The organism is Streptosporangium sp. NPDC049078 (assembly GCF_040648855.1).
GTDB lineage: Bacteria > Actinomycetota > Actinomycetes > Streptosporangiales > Streptosporangiaceae > Streptosporangium.
Genome location: NZ_JBEZEL010000024.1, coordinates 54,807 through 75,077 on the forward strand (window position 1 = coordinate 54,807; position 20,271 = coordinate 75,077).

Genomic DNA, 20,271 nt, shown 5'->3' on the forward strand with positions numbered 1-20,271 from the left:
TGGTCCGCCACGGGGAGACGACTCGCCGTCACGGAGGAGGTTCACCGTCGCGGGAGGCGGTCCGCCACCGCGAGAAGGTTCCGGCACCGCAGAGGAGCCGCAGAAAAAACTGCCGAGAAGCCGCAGGAAACCCCACGAAAACCGAGGAAAGGAGACAGTGCCCGTGGCCCTCCCCCAGATCGCCTCCTACCCGCTGCCGAGGGAGAACGACCTGCCCGAGAACCGGGTGAGCTGGCGTCCTGATCCGCGCCGCGCCATCCTGCTGGTCCACGACATGCAGAACTACTTCCTCGCCCCCTTCGCCGCCGACGCCTCTCCGCTGACCGGGCTCATCGCCAACATCGGTCTCCTGCGCGACGCCTGCGCGGAGCGGGGGGTTCCCGTCGTCTACTCGGTGCAGCCCGGCGGTCAGAGCAGGAACGAGCGCGGCCTGCTCCAGGACTTCTGGGGGGCGGGCATCCCCGGTCCTCGCGAGAGCGAGATCGTCGCGAGCCTCCTTCCCGCAGAGTCCGACATCCTGCTCACCAAGTGGCGCTACAGCGCCTTCCACCGGACCGACCTGCGGACCCGGATGGACGCGATGGGACGCGACCAGATCATCGTCTGCGGTGTCTACGCGCACATCGGCTGCCTCATGACCGCCTGCGACGCCTTCATGCAGGACCTTCAGCCGTTCCTCGTCGCCGATGCCGTCGCCGACTTCTCTCCGGAACATCACGCCATGGCCCTCACGTACGCCGCGCAACGCTGCGCGGTCACGATCGCCACCCGTGGGCTGGTGGGCGGGTGGGAGCCGGTGCCGCCGCCCGCCGAGATGGTCGGCGGCATGTAGGCGGGCACGGTCGGCGAGGCTGCCTTGAATACTAGCGGGGGGTATCCTTTCGCAGGGGAAGCCGAGCGGAGGGGGCGAGATGTACGGATACACCGCCAACAAGCAGGACCATGTGCGGCGGCTACGTCGGATCGAGGGGCAGGTGCGGGGCCTGCAGCGGATGGTCGAGGAGGACAAGTACTGCATCGACATCCTCACCCAGGTGTCGGCGGCCAACCGGGCGCTGCAGTCCTTCGCGCTGTCCCTGCTGGAGGAGCACCTGGCGCACTGCGTGGCCGAGGCCACCGCCAAGGGCGGAGCCGAGGCCGAGGAGAAGGTGAGGGAGGCGTCCGACGCGATCGCCCGCCTCGTCCGTTCCTGAGCGAGTCGTGATGGACGGCGCCGTTCTTGAGCATGCCCTGATGGGCGGCACCGTTCCTGAGCGCGTGGTGATGGGCGGCGCCGGTGGGTGGAAGGCCGAACAGGCCGGACGCGTGTGCCGGACGATCCCTCCTGGCCGTGACGCTGTCCGCCGCGACCGAACGCCGACCCCGGACGACCGGCGGGGACGGGCAAGCGCGGAGTCTCGGTGAGATGCTCCGCCCCCGCCCCCGCAGATCGTCAGGGCCGGACCGGCCTTTGCCGCCTCACGCCGTCGCCGGAGCGGCCCTCGGCGTGGTCGCCAGGCGCCCCGATCGATCCAGAACGGCGACGGCCGTGGCGCAGCCGAGGCCGATCAGTGCCAGGACCAGCCACGGCAGGCTCGGCAGGCCGACCCGCGTGCCCAGATCCAGGGCCGACCCGGTGAGCAGGTTGCCCACGGCGATGCCGATGCCGGCCAGGGTGCTGTAGAGCCCGTAGTACGTCCCCACCATGTGCCGGCCTCCGAAGGTGGCGACGGTCGCCATCTCGAACGGATAGATGATCATGGTGGCCAGGCTGAGCAGCACCGTGGTCCCCAGGACGGGGACGAGCGCGAGCATCAGGGCGGTTCCGCCGGGCGGCACGACGGCGGTGCCCGCCCAGGGTGCCGCCAGGGCGAGGGGGACGAAGGCGAGTCCCATCAGGACCAGGCCCCACGCGATGGCCTGCGGCGGTCGCCACCGCCGGGTCGCCCACGCGGTGAGACGGGCCTGGCCCGCCAGGGTCATCACCGCCGAGACGGCGAACACGAGGGTGATTCCCAGCTCACCGCCCGTGGCCCGGCGGATCTCCAGCGGCAGCCCCAGGTAGATCTGGAAGTTCAGCACGTAGGAGCCGATCATGGCCAGGGAGAACAGCAGGAACGGCCGGTCACCGACCACCTCGCGCCAGGCCGGCAGCACGCCTCGCCCCTCCTCGCCCTCCGGAGCGGCTCCCGCGGGCAGGGCTCGCGTCTGCGCGACCGTCAGGACCGCGAACATCACGCCCGCGACCAGGCAGACGAGCCTGAAGGCCACCGCGTTGAGCAGCAGGCCGACGAGCGGTCCGATCAGGATGCCGACCTGGGAGAAGGCGTTGAACACGGCGAACGCCTCGACCTTGCGCGCTCCGGCCTCGCGGGCGAGGTAGGCCCGTACGGCCGGGTTGAACAGCGCGCCGGCGAACCCGGTCAGGGCCGAGGCGACCACCAGCGCGGGCAGGGAGTCGGCCACGGCGAGCAGCAGGAACGCGACCGTGCGCAGCCCGCAGCCCGCGACGATCATGGGCTTGTGGCCGAGCCTGTCGGCGAGGGTGCCGCCCACCAGGAACATGCCCTGCTGGCTGAGGTTGCGGATGCCCAGGACCAGGCCGACCAGTGCGGCCGGCAGCGCCAGCGTTCCCGACAGGTGACCGGCCAGATAGGGCATCAGCATGTAGAAGCCGGTGTTGATGGTGAGCTGGTTGATCAGTAGCAGTCTCACCGGCCGGTCGAAGGAGCGGGCCAGAGCGACGGTGCCGCTCACCGGAGGCCACCTTTCCCGGTCGTCTCCCCGGCGGTTTCGGCGCGGGCGCCGTCTTCCGCGGCGGCCGGCGACGTTTCCACGACGCCGTCCCCCGGGAAGCCGGCACCGTCTTCGGGGAAGGCGACCCCCTTTTCCAGGGACGCGTCCTTTTCCAGGGAGACGTCGCCGTCTTTCCGGAAGGCGTCGCCGTCTCTCGGGAAGCCGGCCGGGTCGGGTACGGTCGCGCATCGCGTCCAGCGCGTCACCTCGCGTTCGGCCGGATGGGCGATCTCGTCGGGGTCCGTCGTCGGGGGCGCGCAGAGCAGGCCGCGTTCCGCGCAGTAGTCGTCGTTGAAGACCGTGTCGAAGTAGCGGTGCGGACCGTCGGGGAAGATCGCCGCTATCCGGGTGTATCCGGGCAGCGTGCGGGCGAGCCAGGACGCCACCAGGGCCACCGCGCCGACGCTCCAGCCGCCGGTGGCGTACCGCAGCGAGGCCAGGCGCCGGCAGGCCCAGACCGCCTCCGCGGGCGCGACCCAGTGGACCTCCCCGAAGGCCTGGTACGCCACGTTGCGCGGGTGGATGCTGCTGCCCAGGCCGCGCATGAGCCGCGAGCGCGCGGGCTGGCCGAAGATGGTCGAGCCGATCGTGTCGACGCCGACGAGCCGCAGGTCGGGATAGAAGCGCCGGAGCGCGCGATGAACGCCGGCGCTGTGACCACCGGTGCCCACACTGCACACCAGGACGTCGATCCGCCCGAGCTGACCGGCCAGTTCGACGGCGAGTCCCGCGTAGGCGGCGACGTTGTCGGGGTTGGTGTACTGGTCGGGGCAGTAGGCGTCCGGGTGCTCGCCGAGCAGTTCCCGCACGCGCTGCCGACGGGCCTGCTGCCAGCCGCCCACCGGATGCGGTTCGGTGACGACGACGACGCGGGCCCCGTAGGCCGACAGCAACCGGTGCATCAGCGGTTCCATGCCCGGGTCGGTCACCAGCGTCACCGGGTGGCCGTGCACGATGCCGGCCAGCGCCAGGCCCAGCCCGAAGGTCCCGCTGGTGGACTCCACGATGGGTGCTCCCGGTCGCAGCAGGCCGCGCTCGCGCGCCCGCTCGACGATGTAGAGCGCGGAGCGGTCCTTGATCCCACCGGGATTGCCGCCCTCCAACTTCGCCCAGAATCCGTGCCCCAGCCCCGAGGCGATCTCGGGAACCCAGAGCACGGGGGTGTTGCCGACCACGTGCTCGGGAGTGTGGCAGGTGGCTCCGGTGATCAGCCGGCCGAGTGAGGCGGTGTCGATCTGCGGCCGTTCGGCCGCTACCTGTGGTGAATTAAGTGTGTATGTCATGATCTGTTTCCCCTGGATGCGATGTGATCAACTCGCTTCTGGGCACGCTTGAGCGACGGCTCCACCGCTCATGAGGAACTCGCGAGGAGCCTCGTGAGGAGTGCGGAGTCGTTGACCGGCGGGCCCGCGGGGCGGGCTATATACGGGAAACGGATTTGAGAAGGAGTAACACCGCGCCCGGGGGCGGGCGGACCGGTCGCGCGCGGCGCCACGCGGGCGACGGCGGGGGTGCCGGGGCCTCGTCGACGGCCACCGGGTCACCGATGACCGGGCCGGTCGGCACCGGGGCGCGCGTACCGGTGATCTGCGCTCCGGCCGCCGCCCCGCACAGGTGGTGATCCTCCTCGGTGGGTGGTGGCGCCGGGCACGGTACGTGATCCGCGGGCACCTCCGCGCCGATCGCGGTGATGGGTCCCGCGGCGGTGGTCGTGGCCGTGGTCGCGGTGGCCGGTGACCGATGGCCGGGGGCGTGGAAGTGCCCCCGGTGCGCGGGGGCCACGACGCACAGTGCCAGATGCATCAATATGACGGCGCCGAGCGCGGCCAGTCCCAGCGCGAGGGTGACGCCTCCGCGCTGCGCGACTCGCCGCATCGACACGATCATGACCACAAACGTACATTACCGTCTGCGGTCGCATGACTCCGGGGGGTTACTTTATGTCGCTAAAGGGTGCTAGATGGGTAGTTATGGGGGCAGAGGGGCCGGTGATGCCGGTGTGAGGTATCTCGGTGGATCCGCTTCGCCGACCTCGCGATGGCCGGGATCGAGGTGGAGGTCCTCGACGGGGCGGGCGAGGCGCTGGACACGCGTCCCGCGCATGGTTTCGTGTACGGATGGGCGCGGGGACGTCGCGTCACGGAGGGTGTCGTGGCAGCGGTCAGGGGGCTTGGAAACCGGCCTTGGTCAGTGCGTCCTTGCCCTGCTGTGACAGTACGAGGTCGACGAAGCGCTTCGCCGCCTCGGGGGCGGGTGCGCCGGACAGGGCCGCGATCGGGTAGTCGTTGATCGCTTTTTCGGCCTCGGGGAAGTCGATGCCCTGGACCTTGCCGCCGGAGGCGATGACGTCGGTCCTGTAGACGAGGGCGGCGTCGACCTCGCCGAGTTCGACCTTGGTGAGGGTGGCCTTGACGTCCTGCTCCAGGGTGACGGGGGTGACCTTGAGGCCGGCCGCGTCCAGGGCCTTGACCGCGGCGGCGCCGCAGGGCACCTGTTCGGCGCAGAGGGCGACCTTGACCTTCGGGTCGGCCAGGTCGGCCAGATCGTCGACCTTGGCCGGGTTGTCGGCCGGGACGGCGATCTGGAGGACGTTGCGCGCGAAGGTGGTCGGGGTCGTGGCCAGGGAGGCGTCGGTGACGGTCTTCATCGTGGCCGGGCTGGCGGCGGCGAAGACGTCGGCAGGGGCGCCCGCGACGATCTGCTGGGCCAGGGTGGCGCTGGAGCCGAAGCTGAAGCGCACCGTGGTGCCTGGGTTCGCGGCTTCGAAGGTCTTGCCCAGCTCGGTGAACGTGCCGGTCAGCGACGCGGCGGCGAGCACCGTCAACGTCGTGGTCCCGTCGCCGGAGGAGGCCGTGGTGGGGGCCGGGGCGTCGGAGCCGCAGCCGGACAGGACGGAGGCCAGCGTGAGGGCGAGGGGGACCGCGACGGCCCACCGGGGAAGACGCCTGAACAACGGGGGCTCCTTACCGGCTCACCGTGCTGAGCCGAGACATCGTGAACAACCACACTACCTTCGCATATTCCTGCTCCAATGGCTAAATCTCCTGGCAGTCATGCGCTATTGACCCCTTCTCCATCGCATGTGCGAGGGTCATCCATGTCGTCGGAGCAGCACCGGACGGACGGGGCGGACGGATCGGCGGGGTGGCGAGTGGAGGGGCCCTGCGTTCCCCCTTGGGGGGCGACGCCCTGCTCGGTGCACAGCGGTCCGGCCTCCGGTCGGCCCGAACTCCATAAGAAATGGCTCTTGGGCTTCATAAGAAGCCCTTATGGCACGCCCATTGCTCCACTGGTATTGCCGCACATAGCGTGAATATCAGCCGTGGTCATATCGAGCGAAGGAGGAAATGTGAAATTTGGGATATATCCCGCTTACATCTGCGGCCGAGATGTCACCGGCGAGAACGCCCAGCTTGTTCACACGCTCGCCGCTCGGGCCCTTATCGAGGACACCTTCCCCACCCTGGGGCTCAAGCGTGATCTCGATCTGGGAATCACCGATTCGCACACCGCGGGGGAACGTGTCGTGGGGGCGTGCGTCGTCGCCGACGAGAGCATGACGACCCTCGCCCTGGAATCGGCCGCCGCCGCCGCGCCGCAATGGAGGCGCGTTCCGCTCGGCGAGCGAATCGAGATCGGACGCCGCATCGCGAAAAGAATTCTTGAGCACCTCGACCCCCTCGTCGAGATCCTCGTCGCCGAGGGCACGCCGCGCTCCGCGGCCCAAGGCATGATCGGCGGGCTCCCGTACACCAGCTGGAGCCGGGAGACCCTCGAATGGTGCGCCGAGCAGATGGAGTTCCGCCGTTGGGACGGCGACCGTGAGATGATCCTGCGTCGCGTTCCGGACGGGGTCGTCTGCATCAACCCACCCCAGAACGCCGCGGCGGTCAACGCGCTGAACGGCCTCACCTCCCTCATCGCGGGCAACACCGTGGTGGTACGCGCACCGCGGGGGGTCGCTCTCAGCTGCATGTACGCGATGCGGGAGATCGTGGCGCCGGTGCTCGAAGAGGCGGGAGCCCCGCCGGGAACGATCAACGCCCTCTGCGGGCCGCCCATGCTCGACGCCTGGATGGCGAGCGAGCACGTCGACGACATCCTCTATTTCGGGGGCAGCAAGAAGGGGCTCGAGTTCGAGGGCGAGTGCATCGCCGCGGGCAAGAAGCCGATCCTGGAGCTCGCGGGCAACGACTGCTGCGTGGTGTGGCACGACGCCGACCTGGACGCCACGGTGGAGACCCTCACCCAGTTCTTCATGAACTCCGGACAGATCTGCAACGTGCCCAACCAGGTGGTCGTCCATCCGGCGATCGCGGACGAGATCATCGAGCGGCTGGTCGTGGCCACCCGGAGGATCCAGCCGGGATACCCGGACGAGGCCGGTGTGGTGCTCACCCCGGTTCTGGGGGTCGACTGGTTCTTCGGCTGCCTGGGGGAGGCCCTTTCCAAAGGTGCGAAGCTCGTCCACGGTGGCCGCCGCCTCGAAGTGGACGGATCACCGTCCGAGACGGGGTTCTTCGTCGAGCCGAGCATCGTCCGTGTCGACGGGCTCGGCAACGCCAGATCGCTCTCGGTGGTCCGCGACGAGACCTTCTTCCCGCTTCTGCCGATCATCGTCCCCGACGCCGGGACGGATGACGAGGCTCTCCTGGAGGAGGTGCTGGCCTTCGTGAACACCAACGCGTACGGCCTGCGTAACTCCGTCTGGTCGACCGGGACCTCGACGATCGAGCGGTTCCTGGAGGGGGTCGTCAACGGCGGCAACCTGAAGATCAATGATTCGCACAGTGGCTTCCTGCCCTTCCTGCCCAACCAGGGCGGGCCCGGTCTCACCGGCGGTGCCTTCGGAGAGGCGAGCCACCCCATGCTGCGCACCACCCGCCTGCAGGGTGTCAGCGTCATCCGCCCGGCGGACTGAGAAGGAGCATGCGTCATGACATCTCGCATTCTGAAGGCCACGGTGCCGGCGACGGCGGCCGAGGTGATCGAACGGCTCGGCGACGAGGCGACATTCCCCGCGTACGCCCGTGACATCGTCTCCGTCTCCGACACCGGCGACGGGCTCCGCCAGTGGGTGCTGGCCTTCCGCGGAGGTACGGCGCGGTGGGTGCAGCGCAGCCAGGGGCCCGGAGACGGCTCGCAGCCGTACCGCATCGAGTTCGAGCAGGTCAGCGGGGATTTCCAGCACCTCAGGGGGGTGTGGACGAGCACGGACCTGCCCGAGGGCTGCGAGGTCGTGTTCGACGTGAACTACAGCACGAGTGTTCCCCACTTCGCGGGGGCGATCGACTCGGCCGTCGGGCGGGTGCTGATCCGCAGTGCCCACCAGATCATGTTCGCCGTCGGAGGCCCGGTGCGTGTCACGGCCGGCGGTCACCACCTGCGGGACCTGCCGGAGGGCTTCGTACCGGAAGGGATCACGGACGACGCGGTTCGGTGACCTCCGGAGTCCCGGATCCCCGGAGCTCCGAACGCTTCGGCCCGGGGACGGGCCTTCGCGTTCGTCGCCACGCCGGTGTTCCGAAGCACCGTCATCGGTGGGGCGACGAAGGCGGGGCACCCGTCGGGCCCGGAGATCAGCGGGAACTGATCGACAAAGCGGTCATTGCTTGACGAAATAGGCGAATGGGGGAAATTTCGCCAGATGGTCACTCGCTTTCGCGACCCGACCGGGGTTCACAAGCAAAAAGCCTGGTCACCATTTCTGGTGACCAGGCTCTCGCTTCGGGACATTCAACGTCGGGGTGACAGGATTTGAACCTGCGGCCTCTTCGTCCCGAACGAAGCGCGCTACCAAGCTGCGCCACACCCCGGTCGCACGTCCGGACTTGCTCGTGCTTGGGAAAGTCTAGCGGACTTCGTGGGTGCTTGCGTCGCCACGGCGACGGGGCACCAGGGTGAGGAGGCTCGCCTCGGGATAGCAGGAGAAACGCGCCGGGGCGTAGGGGCTGGTGCCGAGACCGGCGGAGACGTGCAGGTAGGCGGAGTCGTGGCGGCTCATGCCCTTGACCCGGGCCCGGTCGATGCCGCAGTTGGTGACCAGCGCGCCGTAGAAGGGGACGCAGAGCTGACCGCCGTGGGTGTGCCCGGCGAGCAGCAGCTGGTAGCCGTCGGCGGCGAAACGGGTCAGGTTGCGGGGCTCCGGCGAGTGCATCACGCCCAGGCGCAGGTCGGCCGCCGCCGGGGCGGGGCCGGCGATCAGGTCGTAGCGGTCGAGGTTGATGTGGGAGTCGTGGATGCCGCCCACCGCCACGTCGAGATCGCCGACCTTGAGGCGGGCGGTGGTGTTGTTCACGTCCAGCCAGCCCTCGGCGGCCATCGCGGCGCCCAGCTCCTCCCAGGGGAGGTTGGGGATCTTCTGCCCGTAGTCGGCCTTGGAGGTGCGCCAGAGGTAGCGCGCCGGGTTCTTCGGCCGCGGCTCGTACATGTCGTTGGAGCCGTAGACGAACAGGCCCGGGCGTGACAGCAGGGGCTCCAGGGCGTGCATGAGAGGCGCGACCGCGTCGGGGTGCGCGATGGAGTCGCCGGTGTTGACCACCAGGTCGGGGTTGAGGGCGCCGAGCGAGCGCACCCACTCGATCAGCCTCCGCCTGCCGGGGGTGAGGTGCAGGTCGGACAGGTGGAGGATGCGCACCGGCCGCTGTCCCGGCTCCAGAACGGGCACGTCGAAGCGGCGCAGCCGGAACGCGTTGCGCTCGACGACCGAGGCGTACGCGAGGCCGGCCAGGCCGACGCCGAACAGGGACAGGGGCACCGCGGCTGCTTTCCTCACCTTCTCATCATGCCCGAGATCGAGCCCTCGAACGGAAACTCGGGATACGGCGGGGCTGGTGAGGCGGCAAGATGGACATCATGAGCGCATTGAAGGACAAGCTGAAGGCCGATCTCACGGCCTCCATGAAGAGCAGGGACGAGATCCGCACCCGCACGATTCGCATGGCCCTCGCGGCCGTGAACGTCGAGGAGGTCTCGGGCAAGACGGCACGCGAGCTCAGTGACGACGAGATCGTCAAGGTGCTGGCCAAGGAGGCGAAGAAGCGCCGCGAGGCGGCCGAGGCGTTCAGCGGTGCCGGCCGGGTGGAGCAGGCCCAGGCCGAGGTCGACGAGCAGGCCGTGCTTGAGGCGTACCTGCCCGCGCAGTTGTCCGACGAGGAGCTCGCCGGGCTCGTGGACGAGGCCGTCGCCGAGAGCGGCGCCACCGGGCCGCAGGCCATGGGGCAGGTCATGAAGATCGTGAACCCGAAGGTCGCCGGACGCGCCGAGGGCGGTCGCGTCGCGCAGGCCGTACGGGCCCGCCTGGCGGCGTCCTGACCTGACGATCCGGCGGAGCTGAGCGGCCCTGCCACCGCGGCTGCCCGGCTGATCCGGGTGCGGGGCCGCACCGGCGACAACCGGTTCGCCCCGAACGAGGGGTGCGGGCCCCGGTGCGGGGCCCACGCGGCGAGAGCCCTGCTCGCCGGACCTCTCGGAGATCCGGCGAGCAGGGCTCCGACGGTTTTGAGGCCGCCTAACGGGACGGCGGGGCTTCGAGGGCGTTACTACGGGACGACCGGGGCGACCGGGGCGCCGCCGAACGGACCGAACGGGTCACCTCCGTTGACCTCCCGGCCGTCGCCGCCCGGCCTGAACGGGCCGTTGCCGTTGTCGCCCCGGTTGTCACCCCGGCGGTCTCCGGGGCCGTCTCCGGGGCCGTCACCGTCGCGCTTCGGCGGAGGCTTGGGCTCGCACCGGCCGGCGGAACAGCCGCCGAAGCGCGACATGTTCACCGGGGTGAAGGGAGTCGCCTCGACCCCCTTGAGCGCGCCGAGCATGGAGTTCTTCCAGATCCGCCCGGAGATCGAGGCGCCGTACACGTAGCTGTAGTAGCGCCCGCCGATGGTCACGCCGGTCAGGTCGTGCTTGAAGGCGCCGCGCGGGTCGCCGAGGCTGACCGCGGAGGCGAGATCGGGGGTGAACCCGGCGAACCAGGCGGCGGTGTAGGCGTCGGTGGTGCCGGTCTTGCCCGCCGCCGGCCGGCCGATGCCGCCGACCTCGGTCATCGTGCCCTTGGTGAAGACCCCGGACATGATGTGGGTGGCCGCGTCGGCGACCTCCTCGTCGAGGACCTGCTTGCACTTGGGCTTGTAGGAGGTCTTCTTGCCGTCGCGGTCGGTGCTCTCGGTGATCACCATCGGGGTGCAGTAGGTGCCGCGGGCGGCGATCGTCGCGTAGGCGGCGGAGACCGTCACCGGGTCCATCTCGTTGATGCCGAGGGTGAAGGTCTCGAACTCCTTCAGCGGCTCGCCGTCGGCACGCTTGATGCCCAGGCTCTTGGCCATCTTGACCGTGTCGCAGAGGCCGACCTCCTGCGACAGGCGCATGAAGAAGGTGTTCACCGAGCCCAGGGTGCCGGTCGTCAGGGTCTTGAAGCCGCCGCCGCCCTCGCTGGAGTTCTTGACCTCGTGGTTCGTGTCGCCGACCACGTTGCCCTTGCAGTCGCGGAACGCGCTCCTGCTGGGGGCCTTGTAGCCGGAACCGGTGCCGAAGCCGTCGTTCAGCTTCATGCCCTGGTCCAGGGCGGTCAGCAGGGTGAAGGGCTTGAACGTGGAGCCCGCCTGGAAGCCTGCTCCGCCGCCGTGCGTCCTGTCGCCGACGAGGTTGTAGCTGATCTCGTTCTTCTTCTTGTTCCTGCCGAACTTGCGGCTGGCGGCCATCGCCTTCACGGCGCCGGTGCCGGGGACGATCATCGCCTGCGAGGCGACCGGCTTGTCGCTGGTCTTGACGTACTGCTTGATCGCCTTCTCCGCGGCCTTCTGCGCCTTCGGGTCGAGCGTCGTCTTGATGACGAGGCCGCCCCGCTGCAGCAGCCTCTCGCGCTGCTTGCGGGTCTTGCCGAAGTCCTCGTTCGTGGCGATCTCATGCCGCACGTAGAGGCAGAAGTACGGGTAGGGGCTCTCCTCGCAGCCGCCGGGAGCCTCGACGTTCTTGTAGCCGAGCTTCTTCTTCTTGGCCTCCTCCGCCTCCTGCGGCGTGATCTTGCCGAGCTCGGCCATCCGGTTCAGCACGGTGTTGCGCCGAACCAGCAGCCGGTCGCGGGAGGCCTTGCCCGCGTTGGGATCGGTCACGCTCGGGTTCTGCACGGCTCCGGCGAGGGTGGCCGCCTCCCACAGGGTGAGCTTCGAGGCGGGCTTGTTGAAGAAGCGCTTGGACGCGGCCTGGATGCCGTAGGCGCCCGCGCCGTAGTAGGAGATGTTCAGGTAGCGCTCAAGGATCTCCGACTTGGTGTACTTCTCCTCGATGGCCAGCGCGTAGCGCAGCTCGTTGAGCTTCCTGGAGAGCGTGGGAGCGATAGCGGCCTCCTGCTCCTCCTTGCTCTCCGCGGCGTTGACCAGCACGAGCTTGACGTACTGCTGCGTGATGGAGGAGCCGCCCTGGACGACCCCGCCGCCGGAGACGTTCTTCACGGCCGCGCGGAAGGTGCCCTCCAGGTCGATCGCCCCGTGCTCGTAGAACCGGAAGTCCTCGATCGCCACGATCGCCGTCTTCATGACGTCGGCGACCGCGTCCAGCTTCACCGACTCGCGGTTCTCGAAGTAGAACTGGGCGAACTGCTTGCCGTTGGCGTCGAGCAGGGTGGTCTTCTCCGCGAGTGGGGGCTCCTGGAGCTCTTCGGGGAGAAGGCGTAGCTCGTCCGCCGCCGCGTTCACCGTCAGCCCCGCGCCACCCACCGTCGGAAGCGCCACGGCGGCGACCAGCACACCCGTGACAGTCGCCGCGCCGAGCAGCTTCACCACGTTACCGATCGCGCCGATCACAGACCGCTGGTCTTTGCCTTGAGCTTGCACGAGTCCCAGAGTACGTCGGGCAGATGACCCATACGGTAACGGAACGCCATCTTAGTTTGGCTTTGTCCTGTATCTCGGGCAGGTGACTAGTCATTCCCGGCCAGATGGCCGTGGATGACCATGTGAGAATTTGGTCCCGCCGGGGTCTGTCGGCCCGAACGTCTGGTTGCGTACGTTCTCTTTCTGCAGCAATTGAATACCGAGGCCTGACGCCCGCGCCCGTCGGCCCAAGTCACGACTGACCACCTAAAGGGGAGTGGGGTCGAATGTGGATCACGGATTGGACCTCCCGTGCGGCCTGTAAGGGTGCGGATCCTGACGCATTGTTCGTTCAGGGCGCTGCCCAGAACCGAGCGAAGCTGATCTGCCGAGGATGCCCGGTCCGGACCGAGTGCCTCGCCGATGCGTTGGACAATCGCATCGAGTTCGGGGTGTGGGGCGGGATGACCGAGCGCGAACGCCGAGCGCTGTTGCGTCGGCGACCGGATGTCGACTCCTGGCGGGACCTGCTGGAGTTGGCCAAAGAGGAGTACGAGCGGACTAACGAGCTGATCGCCGGCTGAGTTCGCGCCGATCCCGTACGGCTGGCGCCGGGCGTCGGCCGTACATGCGTATAACGATTGTATGAAGGTCAGGGAGTGTGCCGCCGGGCGCGCTCCCTGACTCGTTTCCTCCTCCCGGAGACCGCGGAGGCCGGAGGGAGGCGCCTCCTGGCGGGCGGCCGGGAGGCGCCGGGCCGCACCGGCCGATCGGCCGATCGGTCGGCGTCCGGGCGTCCCCTAGCGGGCGGCCAGAAGCCGACCCACCTCGCGCAGTCCTTCCAGGTCGTGCACGTCCTGCGCCATCGCGGGGACCCGCGCGACGGGCACCGTGGGATGGGCGGAGACGAAGTGCTCCTCCTCGCGCTGCTCGCGGGCGGCCAACTGCATTCGTCCGGCGTGCAACCGCAGCACGGCCGAGGTGAGCTCGTGCTCGCCGCGCGACTCCAGGTCCTCGGCGGCGGCGGTGCTCCGCGCCCCGGACAGCATGGAGGCGGGTGAGCGGTGCACCCGGTTGACCACGAGACCCGCGAGGGGCATGCGCTCCTCGGCGAGCCTCTCCACGAAGTAGGACGCCTCGCGCATCGCGTCGCGCTCGGGCGAGGCGACGACGACGAACGCCGTCCCCGGGGCCTGCAGAAGCCGGTAGGTCTGCTCCGCCCGAGCCCTGAAACCGCCGAAGACGGCGTCCAGCGCGGACACGAACGTCTGCAGGTCCTTGAGCACCTGCGCGCCCAGCAACTTGGTCAACGCCCCGGCGACGATGCCGAAACCGGCGTTGAACAGCTTGAACGCGCTGCGTCCCCCGGCCTTGGCGGGAAGCATGAGCAACCGGATGAGCTTGCCGTCGAGGAAGCGGCCGAGCCGCTCGGGGGCGTCGAGGAAGTCGAGGGCGGAGCGGGACGGCGGGGTGTCGACGACGATCAGATCCCAGTCGTCCGACCGCCTGAGCTGGCCCAGCTTCTCCATCGCCATGTACTCCTGCGTGCCGGAGAAGCTGGACGACAGGGACTGGTAGAAGGGGTTCGTCAGGATCTGACGGGCTCGCTCGGGGTCGGCGTGCGCCTCGATGATCTCGTCGAAGGTCCGCTTCATGTCGAGCATCATGGCGTGCAGACGGCCCTCCCCCTCGACGTCCGTGACGGGCCTGGGGGTGTTGTCGAGCTCGGTGAGCCCCATCGACTGCGCGAGCCGCCGCGCGGGGTCGACCGTGAGCACCACGGCGGAACGACCCCGCTCGGCCGCGCGCAGTCCCAGCGCCGCGGCGGTGGTGGTCTTCCCGACACCGCCGGAACCGCAGCAGACGACGATGCGGGTGTTCGGGTCGTCGATGATCGCGTCGAGGTCGAGGAACGGGGGGGTCTTCACGCTGCTCCCTGGTTGCGGATCGCTTCCGCCAGCTCGTACAGCCCGGCCAGATCCACCCCGTCGGCCAGCAGCGGCAGGTCGTAGCGAGGGCGGGCGGCCTCGTCCAGCGCCAGTCTCTCCTGCCGCTCCAGCTCGGTGCGGTGGGCGTGCTCGGCGATCTCCTCGCTCAGGGCCTCGGCCACCGTGACCGCGGCGGAGCCGCCGTCGGTGAGCCCCGCGGCCTTGAGGCCGAGTGCCAGCTCGCCCGGGTCGAACCTGCCCTCGGCGGCGGCCTCCAGGACCGGGGCGGGGAGCAGCGACTCGCGGATCATGTTGACGAAGATCCCACCGGGCGGAAGCCCGGCGGCGCGAAGCTCGCGCAGGCCGTCCAGGGTCTCCTGGACCGGCATCTCCTCCAGGAGCGTGACGAAGTGCACGGCGGTCTCCGGGGAGGACACGACGCCGTTCACCAGGTCGGCGTGGTTCTTGATCGGGCCGACCCTCGCCAGCCCCGCGACCTCGTTGGTGACGTTGAGGAAGCGTGCGATCCTGCCCGTCGGCGGCGCGTCCAGCACGACCGCGTCGTAGACCCTCCTGCCGTTCTTGCCCTTGCGCCGGACGGCCTCGCTCGTCTTGCCGGTGACCAGGACGTCGCGGAAGCCGGGGGCGATGGTGGTGGCGAAGTCGACGATGCCGATCTTGCTGAGCGCCCTGCCCGCCCTGCGCATGCCGTAGAACAGCTCGAGATATTCGAGCATGGCCTCCTCGGCGTCGACGGCCAGCGCGTAGACGTCCCCGCCGTCGGGCGCGACGGCGATCTTGCGCTCCTCGTACGGCAGCGGTGGCAGGTCGAAGACCCGGGAGATCCCCTGGCGGCCCTCGACCTCGACCAGCAGGACCTTTCCACCACCCGCCGCGAGGGCGAGCGCGAGTGCGGCGGCGACCGTGGTCTTGCCGGTCCCGCCCTTGCCTGTGACGACGTGAAGGCGTACGCCGTCCCAATCGGTGTCGCGAGCTCTCACTCTTCGAAGGCTACCCAACCGGTACTTGACAACTCCTCGGCGCCTTCCTCCGGAGGCTCCCCGAGCGCGGGCACCCGCACCGTTCCCCACCCGAGGAGGGCGGACCGGCCCGGACGGCCACTCGCTCGGGAGTGCCGCCGCCGAGCGGGCGTGCGACCGTTTTCCGCTGGTCGCCGGGGTGAAGCGGGCCGCGGGCGTCGGAGCCGGACCCGGCGCGCGGCCCGGTGAACCGTACGCCGCCGTCTCGCTAATCGATCGGATGCGGAAAGTAAATATGCAGATTCTCACAGCCTCCCGGGGTGGACCGTCCTGATCGTCGGTCCGGGCCCGCCCGGGGACGGGTGAGGGAGGCGAGACGCCCGAGAGGGCGCGGTGGGCCGTTCGCCGCGAGCGGTCTCGCTAATGTGTCCCGCATGACGAAATGGGAGTACTCGACGGTGCCGCTGCTGGTCCACGCGACGAAGCAGATTCTCGACAACTGGGGGCAGGACGGCTGGGAGCTCGTCCAGGTCGTGCCCGGCCCCAACCCCGAGCAGCTGGTCGCCTACCTGAAGCGGCCCAAGCAGTGACAGGCGAGGAGAGACTGGCCGAACTCGGCCTGATCCTGCCGGAGGTGGTGCCGCCGCTGGCGGCGTACGTCCCGGCGGTACGTTCCGGCGGCCACGTCCACACCTCGGGGCAGCTCCCGATCGTGGACGGCAAGCTGATGGCGACCGGGAAGGTCGGCGCCGAGGTGGACGTCGAGGACGCATACGCGCTCGCGAGGGTGTGCGCGCTCAACGCCCTCGCCGCGGTCGCGTCGGCGGCCGGGGGATTGTCGAACATCGTGCGGATCGTCAAGGTGGTCGGCTTCGTGGCCAGCGCCCCTGACTTCACCGGGCAGCCGCAGGTCGTCAACGGCGCGAGCGACCTGTTCGCCGCGGTGCTCGGCGACGCGGGCAGGCATGCCCGCAGCGCGGTCGGCGTCGCCGTCCTCCCGCTGGACGCGCCGGTCGAGGTCGAGGTGATCGCCGAGGTTCGCTGAAGGTCGTCAGGGGGTCCGGAGTCGAGAAGGGCCCCTGACGGCCCGGTGGGCTTCGCCGGCGGCGGCTGAGGTCTCTCAGATGGATGAGGCTCGGCAGGGCCGTACGGGCGCGGTGAGGGCCCGTCGGAGCCGTGTGGGTGCGCCCGCCGGGCGGGGCGGCTCCGCGGGCCGGTGACAGCCCGCCGCATGCCGGTTTTTATCCGGATGAGGCTGCATCTGTCGTAGTGAGGCTGTTTTTATCCGGGTTTAGCCGGATAGAACAACGATTGTCCGAATGGTGCGGTGGTTGTCCGGGGCGGCGGCCGTGCCACATGATGGACCTGAAACCGAGTGATGTTCTGGTGGAGGGTGTCAAATGGGCGGTATCCCGCTCCCCGGTGAGCTGGGCGAACGTGCACGCGACATTCTGGCCGGGCGGGTGGCCCCCGTCCCGGCCAGGGACGCCGCCACCGTGGTCGTCCTCCGCGAGGACGCCGGCGGGCTGGAGGTCTACCTGTTGCGGCGCAGGGCGAGCATGGCCTTCGCCGCCGGGGCCTACGTGTTCCCCGGCGGGTCGGTCGACCCGCGCGACACCGACCAGGTGATCGCCTGGGCCGGTCCCCCGCCCGCCGCCTGGGGCGAGATCTTCCGCGCGGACGAGCGGACCGCGAGGGGCCTGGTGTGCGCCGCCGTACGGGAGACGTTCGAGGAGTCGGGGGTGCTGCTCGCCGGACCGTCCGCGGAGTCCGTCGTGTCCGACACCACCGGCGACGACTGGGAGGCCGACCGGCTCGCCCTGATCGGCAAGACCCTCTCCTTCGCCGACTTCCTCGACAGGCGCGGCCTGGTCCTCCGCGCCGACCTGCTCCGTCCCTGGACGCACTGGATCACCCCCGAGGTCGAGGCCAGGCGCTTCGACACCCGGTTCTTCGTCGCGGCGCTACCGCCGGGCCAGCTCACCCGCGACGTCGGCGGCGAGGCCGACCAGGTCGCCTGGGTGCGGCCCGCCGACGCGCTCGGCCAGGGCGAGACCGGCCAGATCTTCCTGATGCCCCCGACGCACCGCACGCTCACCGAGTTGAGCGCCTACGAGAGGGTGCCCGAGGTGCTCGCGGCCGAGCGTGAGATCGTGACGTTCATGCCGGAGATCGCCGAGGTGGACGGGGAGATGCGCATCGTGCTCGACGACGACTACCGGTTCGGTGCGCGATGAGCGGGTTGCGGATCCCCCTGGAGGGGCCCGACGGCGCCGGCACGGACCACGCGTTCAACCTCCTCGCCCCCAACCCCTCCGAGATGACCCTGGACGGTACGAACACCTGGGTGATCGGCCTTCCCACGGGCGCGGAGGAGGTGTTCGTCGTCGACCCGGGACCGGACGACCACGAGCACCTTTCGCGGGTCGCCGGGCACCTGGCGGGCCGCCGGGTCGCCGCGATCCTGCTCACCCACGGCCACCACGACCACAGCGGCGGCGCCGCGACGTTCGCCGGACTGGTCGGCGCGCCCGTCAGGGCGCTGGACCCCGCGCACCGGCTGGGCGAGGAGGGGCTCGGCGACGGAGACGTGCTCACGGCCGGGGACCTGGAGGTTCACGTCGTGGGCACACCCGGCCACTCGTTCGACTCGCTCTGCTTCTGGCTGCCGCAGGACCGGGCGATCCTCACCGGCGACACGGTGCTCGGCCGGGGTACCACCGTGATCGCCTCGGACGGCGACCTGGCCGACTACCTGCGCTCCCTCGACCTGCTGCGGGCGAAGGCCGAGGGGGTCGGGGCCGAGGCGCTGCTGCCCGGCCACGGTCCGGTGCTGCCCGACCCGATCGGCGCCCTCGACGGCTACATCGCGCACCGGCGGCGGAGACTGGACCAGATCCGGGAGGCGCGGCGGCGGGGCGCGACGACGCCCTCGGAGATCGTCGAGATGGTCTACGCGGACGTGGACAGGGCGCTCCGGCCCTACGCCGAGATGTCGGTCCGCGCGCAGCTCGCCTACCTCGACGACTAGAGACGGTCCTCGACGGTCGGAGACGGTCGGGCCGGCCTCGGAGGGCGGTCCGCTCCGTTGGGGGATCCCGTTCGGAACGGTCCTTTTTCCGGCGAACCACCCTCCGCGCGCACTTCCTGTCTCCGCCGGGTCAGCGCGAGCGGTTGTGCAGCCGCTCCAGGTCCATGATGACCACGGCCTTGGCCTCGATGCGCAGCCAGCCTCGCTGGGCGAAGTCGGCCAGCGCCTTGTTCACGGTCTCCCGCGAGGCGCCGACCAGCTGGGCGAGCTCCTCCTGGGTGAGGTCGTGGTGGACCCGTACGCCGTCGTCGATCCGCTGGCCGAAGCGGTCGGCCAGGTCGAGCAGGGCCTTGGCCACCCGGCCCGGCACGTCGGTGAAGACCAGGTCGGCCAGCACGTCGTTCGTACGGCGCAGGCGCTGGGCGAGGGCACGCAGCAGGTGGAGGGCGACCTCGGGGCGGCCGGTCAGCCAGGGCCGCAGGTCGTCGTGTCCGAGCCCGGCCAGGCGGACGTCGGTCAGCGCGGTGGCCGACGCCGTACGGGGACGGGGGTCGAACAGGGACAGCTCGCCGAACATCTCGCCCGGGCCGAGCACGCTGAGCAGGTTCTCCCGGCCGTCCGGCGAGGTGCGGGAGAGTTTGATCTTGCCTTCGAGCACCACGTAGAGGCGGTCTCCGGTCTCGTTCTCGCTGAAGAGGGTCTGTCCCTTGGGCAGCTCCACCTCCGAGATGCTCGTGCGCAGCGCGGCGGCGCTCTCACGGTCGAGCGCGGCGAACAGAGGGGCCTTGCCCAGCACGTCGTCGGAGTTCACAGTGCCTCCTGTTTCACGGCTCACGCAGTCATTGTGACCCATCCCGCCGCGCCACTCTCCAGAGGGCCTTGAGCGTAGGCTGTCGGAGTGCTTCGCAACGTCAGCCCCGGTGGTGAATCCCAGCTTGCCCTGGTCCGTCGAGCTCGTCGAATGGATCGGATTCTGGTGGAAACCTATCCTGACGCCCACTGCGAACTCGACTTCCGTGATCCTCTCGAATTACTGGTCGCGACGATCTTGTCCGCCCAGTGCACGGACAAAAGGGTCAATACAGTCACTCCTACCCTTTTCGCAAAATATCCTACGGCGGAGGACTACGCAGGTGCCGACCGGGCCGAGCTTGAGGGGATCATCCGGCCGACCGGCTTCTTCCGCGCCAAGACCACCAGCATCATCGGCATGGCCCAGGCCCTGTGCGAGCGCCACGGCGGCGAGGTCCCCGGCCGCCTCAAGGACCTGGTGGCCCTGCCCGGAGTCGGGCGCAAGACCGCCAACGTCGTGCTCGGAAACGCCTTCGGGGTGCCCGGGATCACCGTCGACACCCACTTCCAGCGGCTCGTCCACCGCTTCCGCTGGACCTCGGAGACCGACCCGGTGAAGATCGAGCAGGTCGTCGCCGGGCTCATCCCGAAGCGCGACTGGACGATGATGTCCCACCGCCTGATCTGGCACGGCCGCCGGATCTGCCACGCGCGCAAACCGGCCTGCGGGGTCTGCCCGCTCGCCGCGCTCTGCCCGTCGTACGGCCTGGGCCCCGTCGACGCGGCCCAGGCCGCCAAGCTGGTGCGTCCAGGGCCTTTCTCGTGATCTCCCCCCTGCCCGTCGCCGGATGACCGCCCGGCCTGCGTCTCCCGGTGTCTCCCCGTGTCCTCCGGCGCCTCCTGGGTGTCTCCCGGTGTCGGTGGATCCGCGAAGGCCGGGAAGCGCGGGGCGGGGCATC

The 20,271-nt window shown here is 69.8% G+C and carries 20 protein-coding genes and 1 tRNA gene; 11 read left to right on the forward strand and 10 right to left on the reverse strand.

Annotation, left to right across the window (positions count from 1 at the left end):
* Positions 1 to 163: 163 nt before the first annotated feature.
* Together AB0B90_RS33925 and AB0B90_RS33930 are read left to right on the forward strand one after the other, a co-directional pair.
* The gene (locus tag AB0B90_RS33925) at positions 164 to 832 is read left to right on the forward strand and encodes an isochorismatase family protein (protein WP_362926354.1); all 669 of its coding nucleotides are present in this window, start codon (positions 164 to 166) and stop codon (positions 830 to 832) included.
* Positions 833 to 911: 79 nt separating this feature from the next.
* The gene (locus tag AB0B90_RS33930; RefSeq protein WP_350942464.1) at positions 912 to 1,193 is read left to right on the forward strand and encodes a metal-sensitive transcriptional regulator; all 282 of its coding nucleotides are present in this window, start codon (positions 912 to 914) and stop codon (positions 1,191 to 1,193) included.
* Between the two features lie 265 nt (positions 1,194 to 1,458).
* Here AB0B90_RS33930 and AB0B90_RS33935 read toward each other — a convergent pair whose 3' ends face one another.
* The 4 genes from AB0B90_RS33935 to modA form a co-directional block, all read right to left on the reverse strand.
* On the reverse strand, positions 1,459 to 2,736 hold the full coding sequence (locus AB0B90_RS33935; protein ID WP_362926355.1) for an MFS transporter: 1,278 nt from the start codon (positions 2,734 to 2,736) through the stop codon (positions 1,459 to 1,461).
* A complete protein-coding gene (locus AB0B90_RS33940; RefSeq protein ID WP_362926356.1) occupies positions 2,733 to 4,058 on the reverse strand; it encodes a PLP-dependent cysteine synthase family protein in 1,326 nt (441 codons plus the stop codon). The genes AB0B90_RS33935 and AB0B90_RS33940 overlap by 4 nt, the downstream gene beginning before the upstream one ends.
* A gap of 136 nt (positions 4,059 to 4,194) precedes the next feature.
* Positions 4,195 to 4,662, reverse strand: a complete 468-nt coding sequence (locus AB0B90_RS33945; protein ID WP_362926357.1) for a hypothetical protein — start codon at positions 4,660 to 4,662, stop codon at positions 4,195 to 4,197.
* A gap of 274 nt (positions 4,663 to 4,936) precedes the next feature.
* Entirely contained in the window at positions 4,937 to 5,728 is a 792-nt protein-coding gene (gene modA, locus AB0B90_RS33950; protein ID WP_362926358.1) for a molybdate ABC transporter substrate-binding protein, read from the reverse strand.
* A 396-nt stretch (positions 5,729 to 6,124) separates the two neighbouring features.
* On the opposite strand from modA, the gene AB0B90_RS33955 reads away from it, so the two are divergent.
* Positions 6,125 to 7,696, forward strand: coding sequence for an aldehyde dehydrogenase (locus tag AB0B90_RS33955; RefSeq protein WP_350942469.1), 1,572 nt, complete (start codon positions 6,125 to 6,127; stop codon positions 7,694 to 7,696).
* A 15-nt stretch (positions 7,697 to 7,711) separates the two neighbouring features.
* A complete protein-coding gene (locus AB0B90_RS33960) occupies positions 7,712 to 8,218 on the forward strand; it encodes an SRPBCC family protein (protein WP_362926359.1) in 507 nt (168 codons plus the stop codon).
* Positions 8,219 to 8,517: 299 nt separating this feature from the next.
* Here the strand turns inward: AB0B90_RS33960 and AB0B90_RS33965 are convergent.
* A tRNA-Pro gene (locus AB0B90_RS33965) sits at positions 8,518 to 8,591 on the reverse strand.
* Between the two features lie 35 nt (positions 8,592 to 8,626).
* Positions 8,627 to 9,550, reverse strand: a complete 924-nt coding sequence (locus AB0B90_RS33970; RefSeq protein WP_362926360.1) for a metallophosphoesterase — start codon at positions 9,548 to 9,550, stop codon at positions 8,627 to 8,629.
* An 80-nt stretch (positions 9,551 to 9,630) separates the two neighbouring features.
* On the opposite strand from AB0B90_RS33970, the gene AB0B90_RS33975 reads away from it, so the two are divergent.
* Positions 9,631 to 10,089 (forward strand): GatB/YqeY domain-containing protein, encoded by a 459-nt coding sequence (locus tag AB0B90_RS33975; RefSeq protein WP_350942474.1) that lies wholly within the window; start codon positions 9,631 to 9,633, stop codon positions 10,087 to 10,089.
* 227 nt (positions 10,090 to 10,316) lie between these two features.
* Here the strand turns inward: AB0B90_RS33975 and AB0B90_RS33980 are convergent, their stop codons facing one another.
* Positions 10,317 to 12,602 carry a transglycosylase domain-containing protein gene (locus AB0B90_RS33980; RefSeq protein WP_350942475.1) on the reverse strand — a complete coding sequence of 762 codons (2,286 nt, stop codon included), beginning with the start codon at positions 12,600 to 12,602 and terminating at the stop codon, positions 10,317 to 10,319.
* Between the two features lie 266 nt (positions 12,603 to 12,868).
* Between AB0B90_RS33980 and AB0B90_RS33985 the strand changes: the two genes are divergently transcribed.
* Positions 12,869 to 13,165 carry a WhiB family transcriptional regulator gene (locus AB0B90_RS33985; RefSeq protein ID WP_012887233.1) on the forward strand — a complete coding sequence of 99 codons (297 nt, stop codon included), beginning with the start codon at positions 12,869 to 12,871 and terminating at the stop codon, positions 13,163 to 13,165.
* Between the two features lie 216 nt (positions 13,166 to 13,381).
* On the opposite strand, the gene AB0B90_RS33990 is transcribed toward AB0B90_RS33985, so the two are convergent.
* Both AB0B90_RS33990 and AB0B90_RS33995 read right to left on the reverse strand, forming a co-directional pair.
* Positions 13,382 to 14,509, reverse strand: coding sequence for an ArsA family ATPase (locus AB0B90_RS33990; protein ID WP_350942476.1), 1,128 nt, complete (start codon positions 14,507 to 14,509; stop codon positions 13,382 to 13,384).
* The gene (locus tag AB0B90_RS33995; RefSeq protein ID WP_350942477.1) at positions 14,506 to 15,510 is read right to left on the reverse strand and encodes an ArsA-related P-loop ATPase; all 1,005 of its coding nucleotides are present in this window, start codon (positions 15,508 to 15,510) and stop codon (positions 14,506 to 14,508) included. The genes AB0B90_RS33990 and AB0B90_RS33995 overlap by 4 nt, the downstream gene beginning before the upstream one ends.
* A 413-nt stretch (positions 15,511 to 15,923) precedes the next feature.
* Here AB0B90_RS33995 and AB0B90_RS34000 point away from each other — a divergent pair, with 413 nt between their 5' ends.
* The 4 genes from AB0B90_RS34000 (at position 15,924) to AB0B90_RS34015 (ending at position 18,520) form a co-directional block, all read left to right on the forward strand.
* Positions 15,924 to 16,079 (forward strand): DUF4177 domain-containing protein, encoded by a 156-nt coding sequence (locus AB0B90_RS34000; protein WP_012887236.1) that lies wholly within the window; start codon positions 15,924 to 15,926, stop codon positions 16,077 to 16,079.
* Complete coding sequence (locus AB0B90_RS34005; RefSeq protein ID WP_350942478.1) at positions 16,076 to 16,534, forward strand: RidA family protein; 459 nt, start codon at positions 16,076 to 16,078, stop codon at positions 16,532 to 16,534. The genes AB0B90_RS34000 and AB0B90_RS34005 overlap by 4 nt, the downstream gene beginning before the upstream one ends.
* 355 nt (positions 16,535 to 16,889) lie before the next feature.
* Positions 16,890 to 17,726, forward strand: coding sequence for an NUDIX hydrolase (locus AB0B90_RS34010; RefSeq protein WP_350942479.1), 837 nt, complete (start codon positions 16,890 to 16,892; stop codon positions 17,724 to 17,726).
* Positions 17,723 to 18,520: an MBL fold metallo-hydrolase gene (locus tag AB0B90_RS34015; RefSeq protein WP_350942480.1), complete on the forward strand. Its 798-nt coding sequence runs from the start codon at positions 17,723 to 17,725 to the stop codon at positions 18,518 to 18,520. Before AB0B90_RS34010 ends, AB0B90_RS34015 begins: the two co-directional genes overlap by 4 nt.
* Before the next feature lie 130 nt (positions 18,521 to 18,650).
* On the opposite strand, the gene AB0B90_RS34020 is transcribed toward AB0B90_RS34015, so the two are convergent.
* A complete protein-coding gene (locus AB0B90_RS34020) occupies positions 18,651 to 19,331 on the reverse strand; it encodes a Crp/Fnr family transcriptional regulator (protein WP_350942481.1) in 681 nt (226 codons plus the stop codon).
* Positions 19,332 to 19,418: 87 nt separating this feature from the next.
* Between AB0B90_RS34020 and nth the strand changes: the two genes are divergently transcribed.
* Positions 19,419 to 20,138, forward strand: a complete 720-nt coding sequence (gene nth, locus AB0B90_RS34025; RefSeq protein WP_362926361.1) for an endonuclease III — start codon at positions 19,419 to 19,421, stop codon at positions 20,136 to 20,138.
* The last annotated feature ends 133 nt before the right edge of the window (positions 20,139 to 20,271 follow it).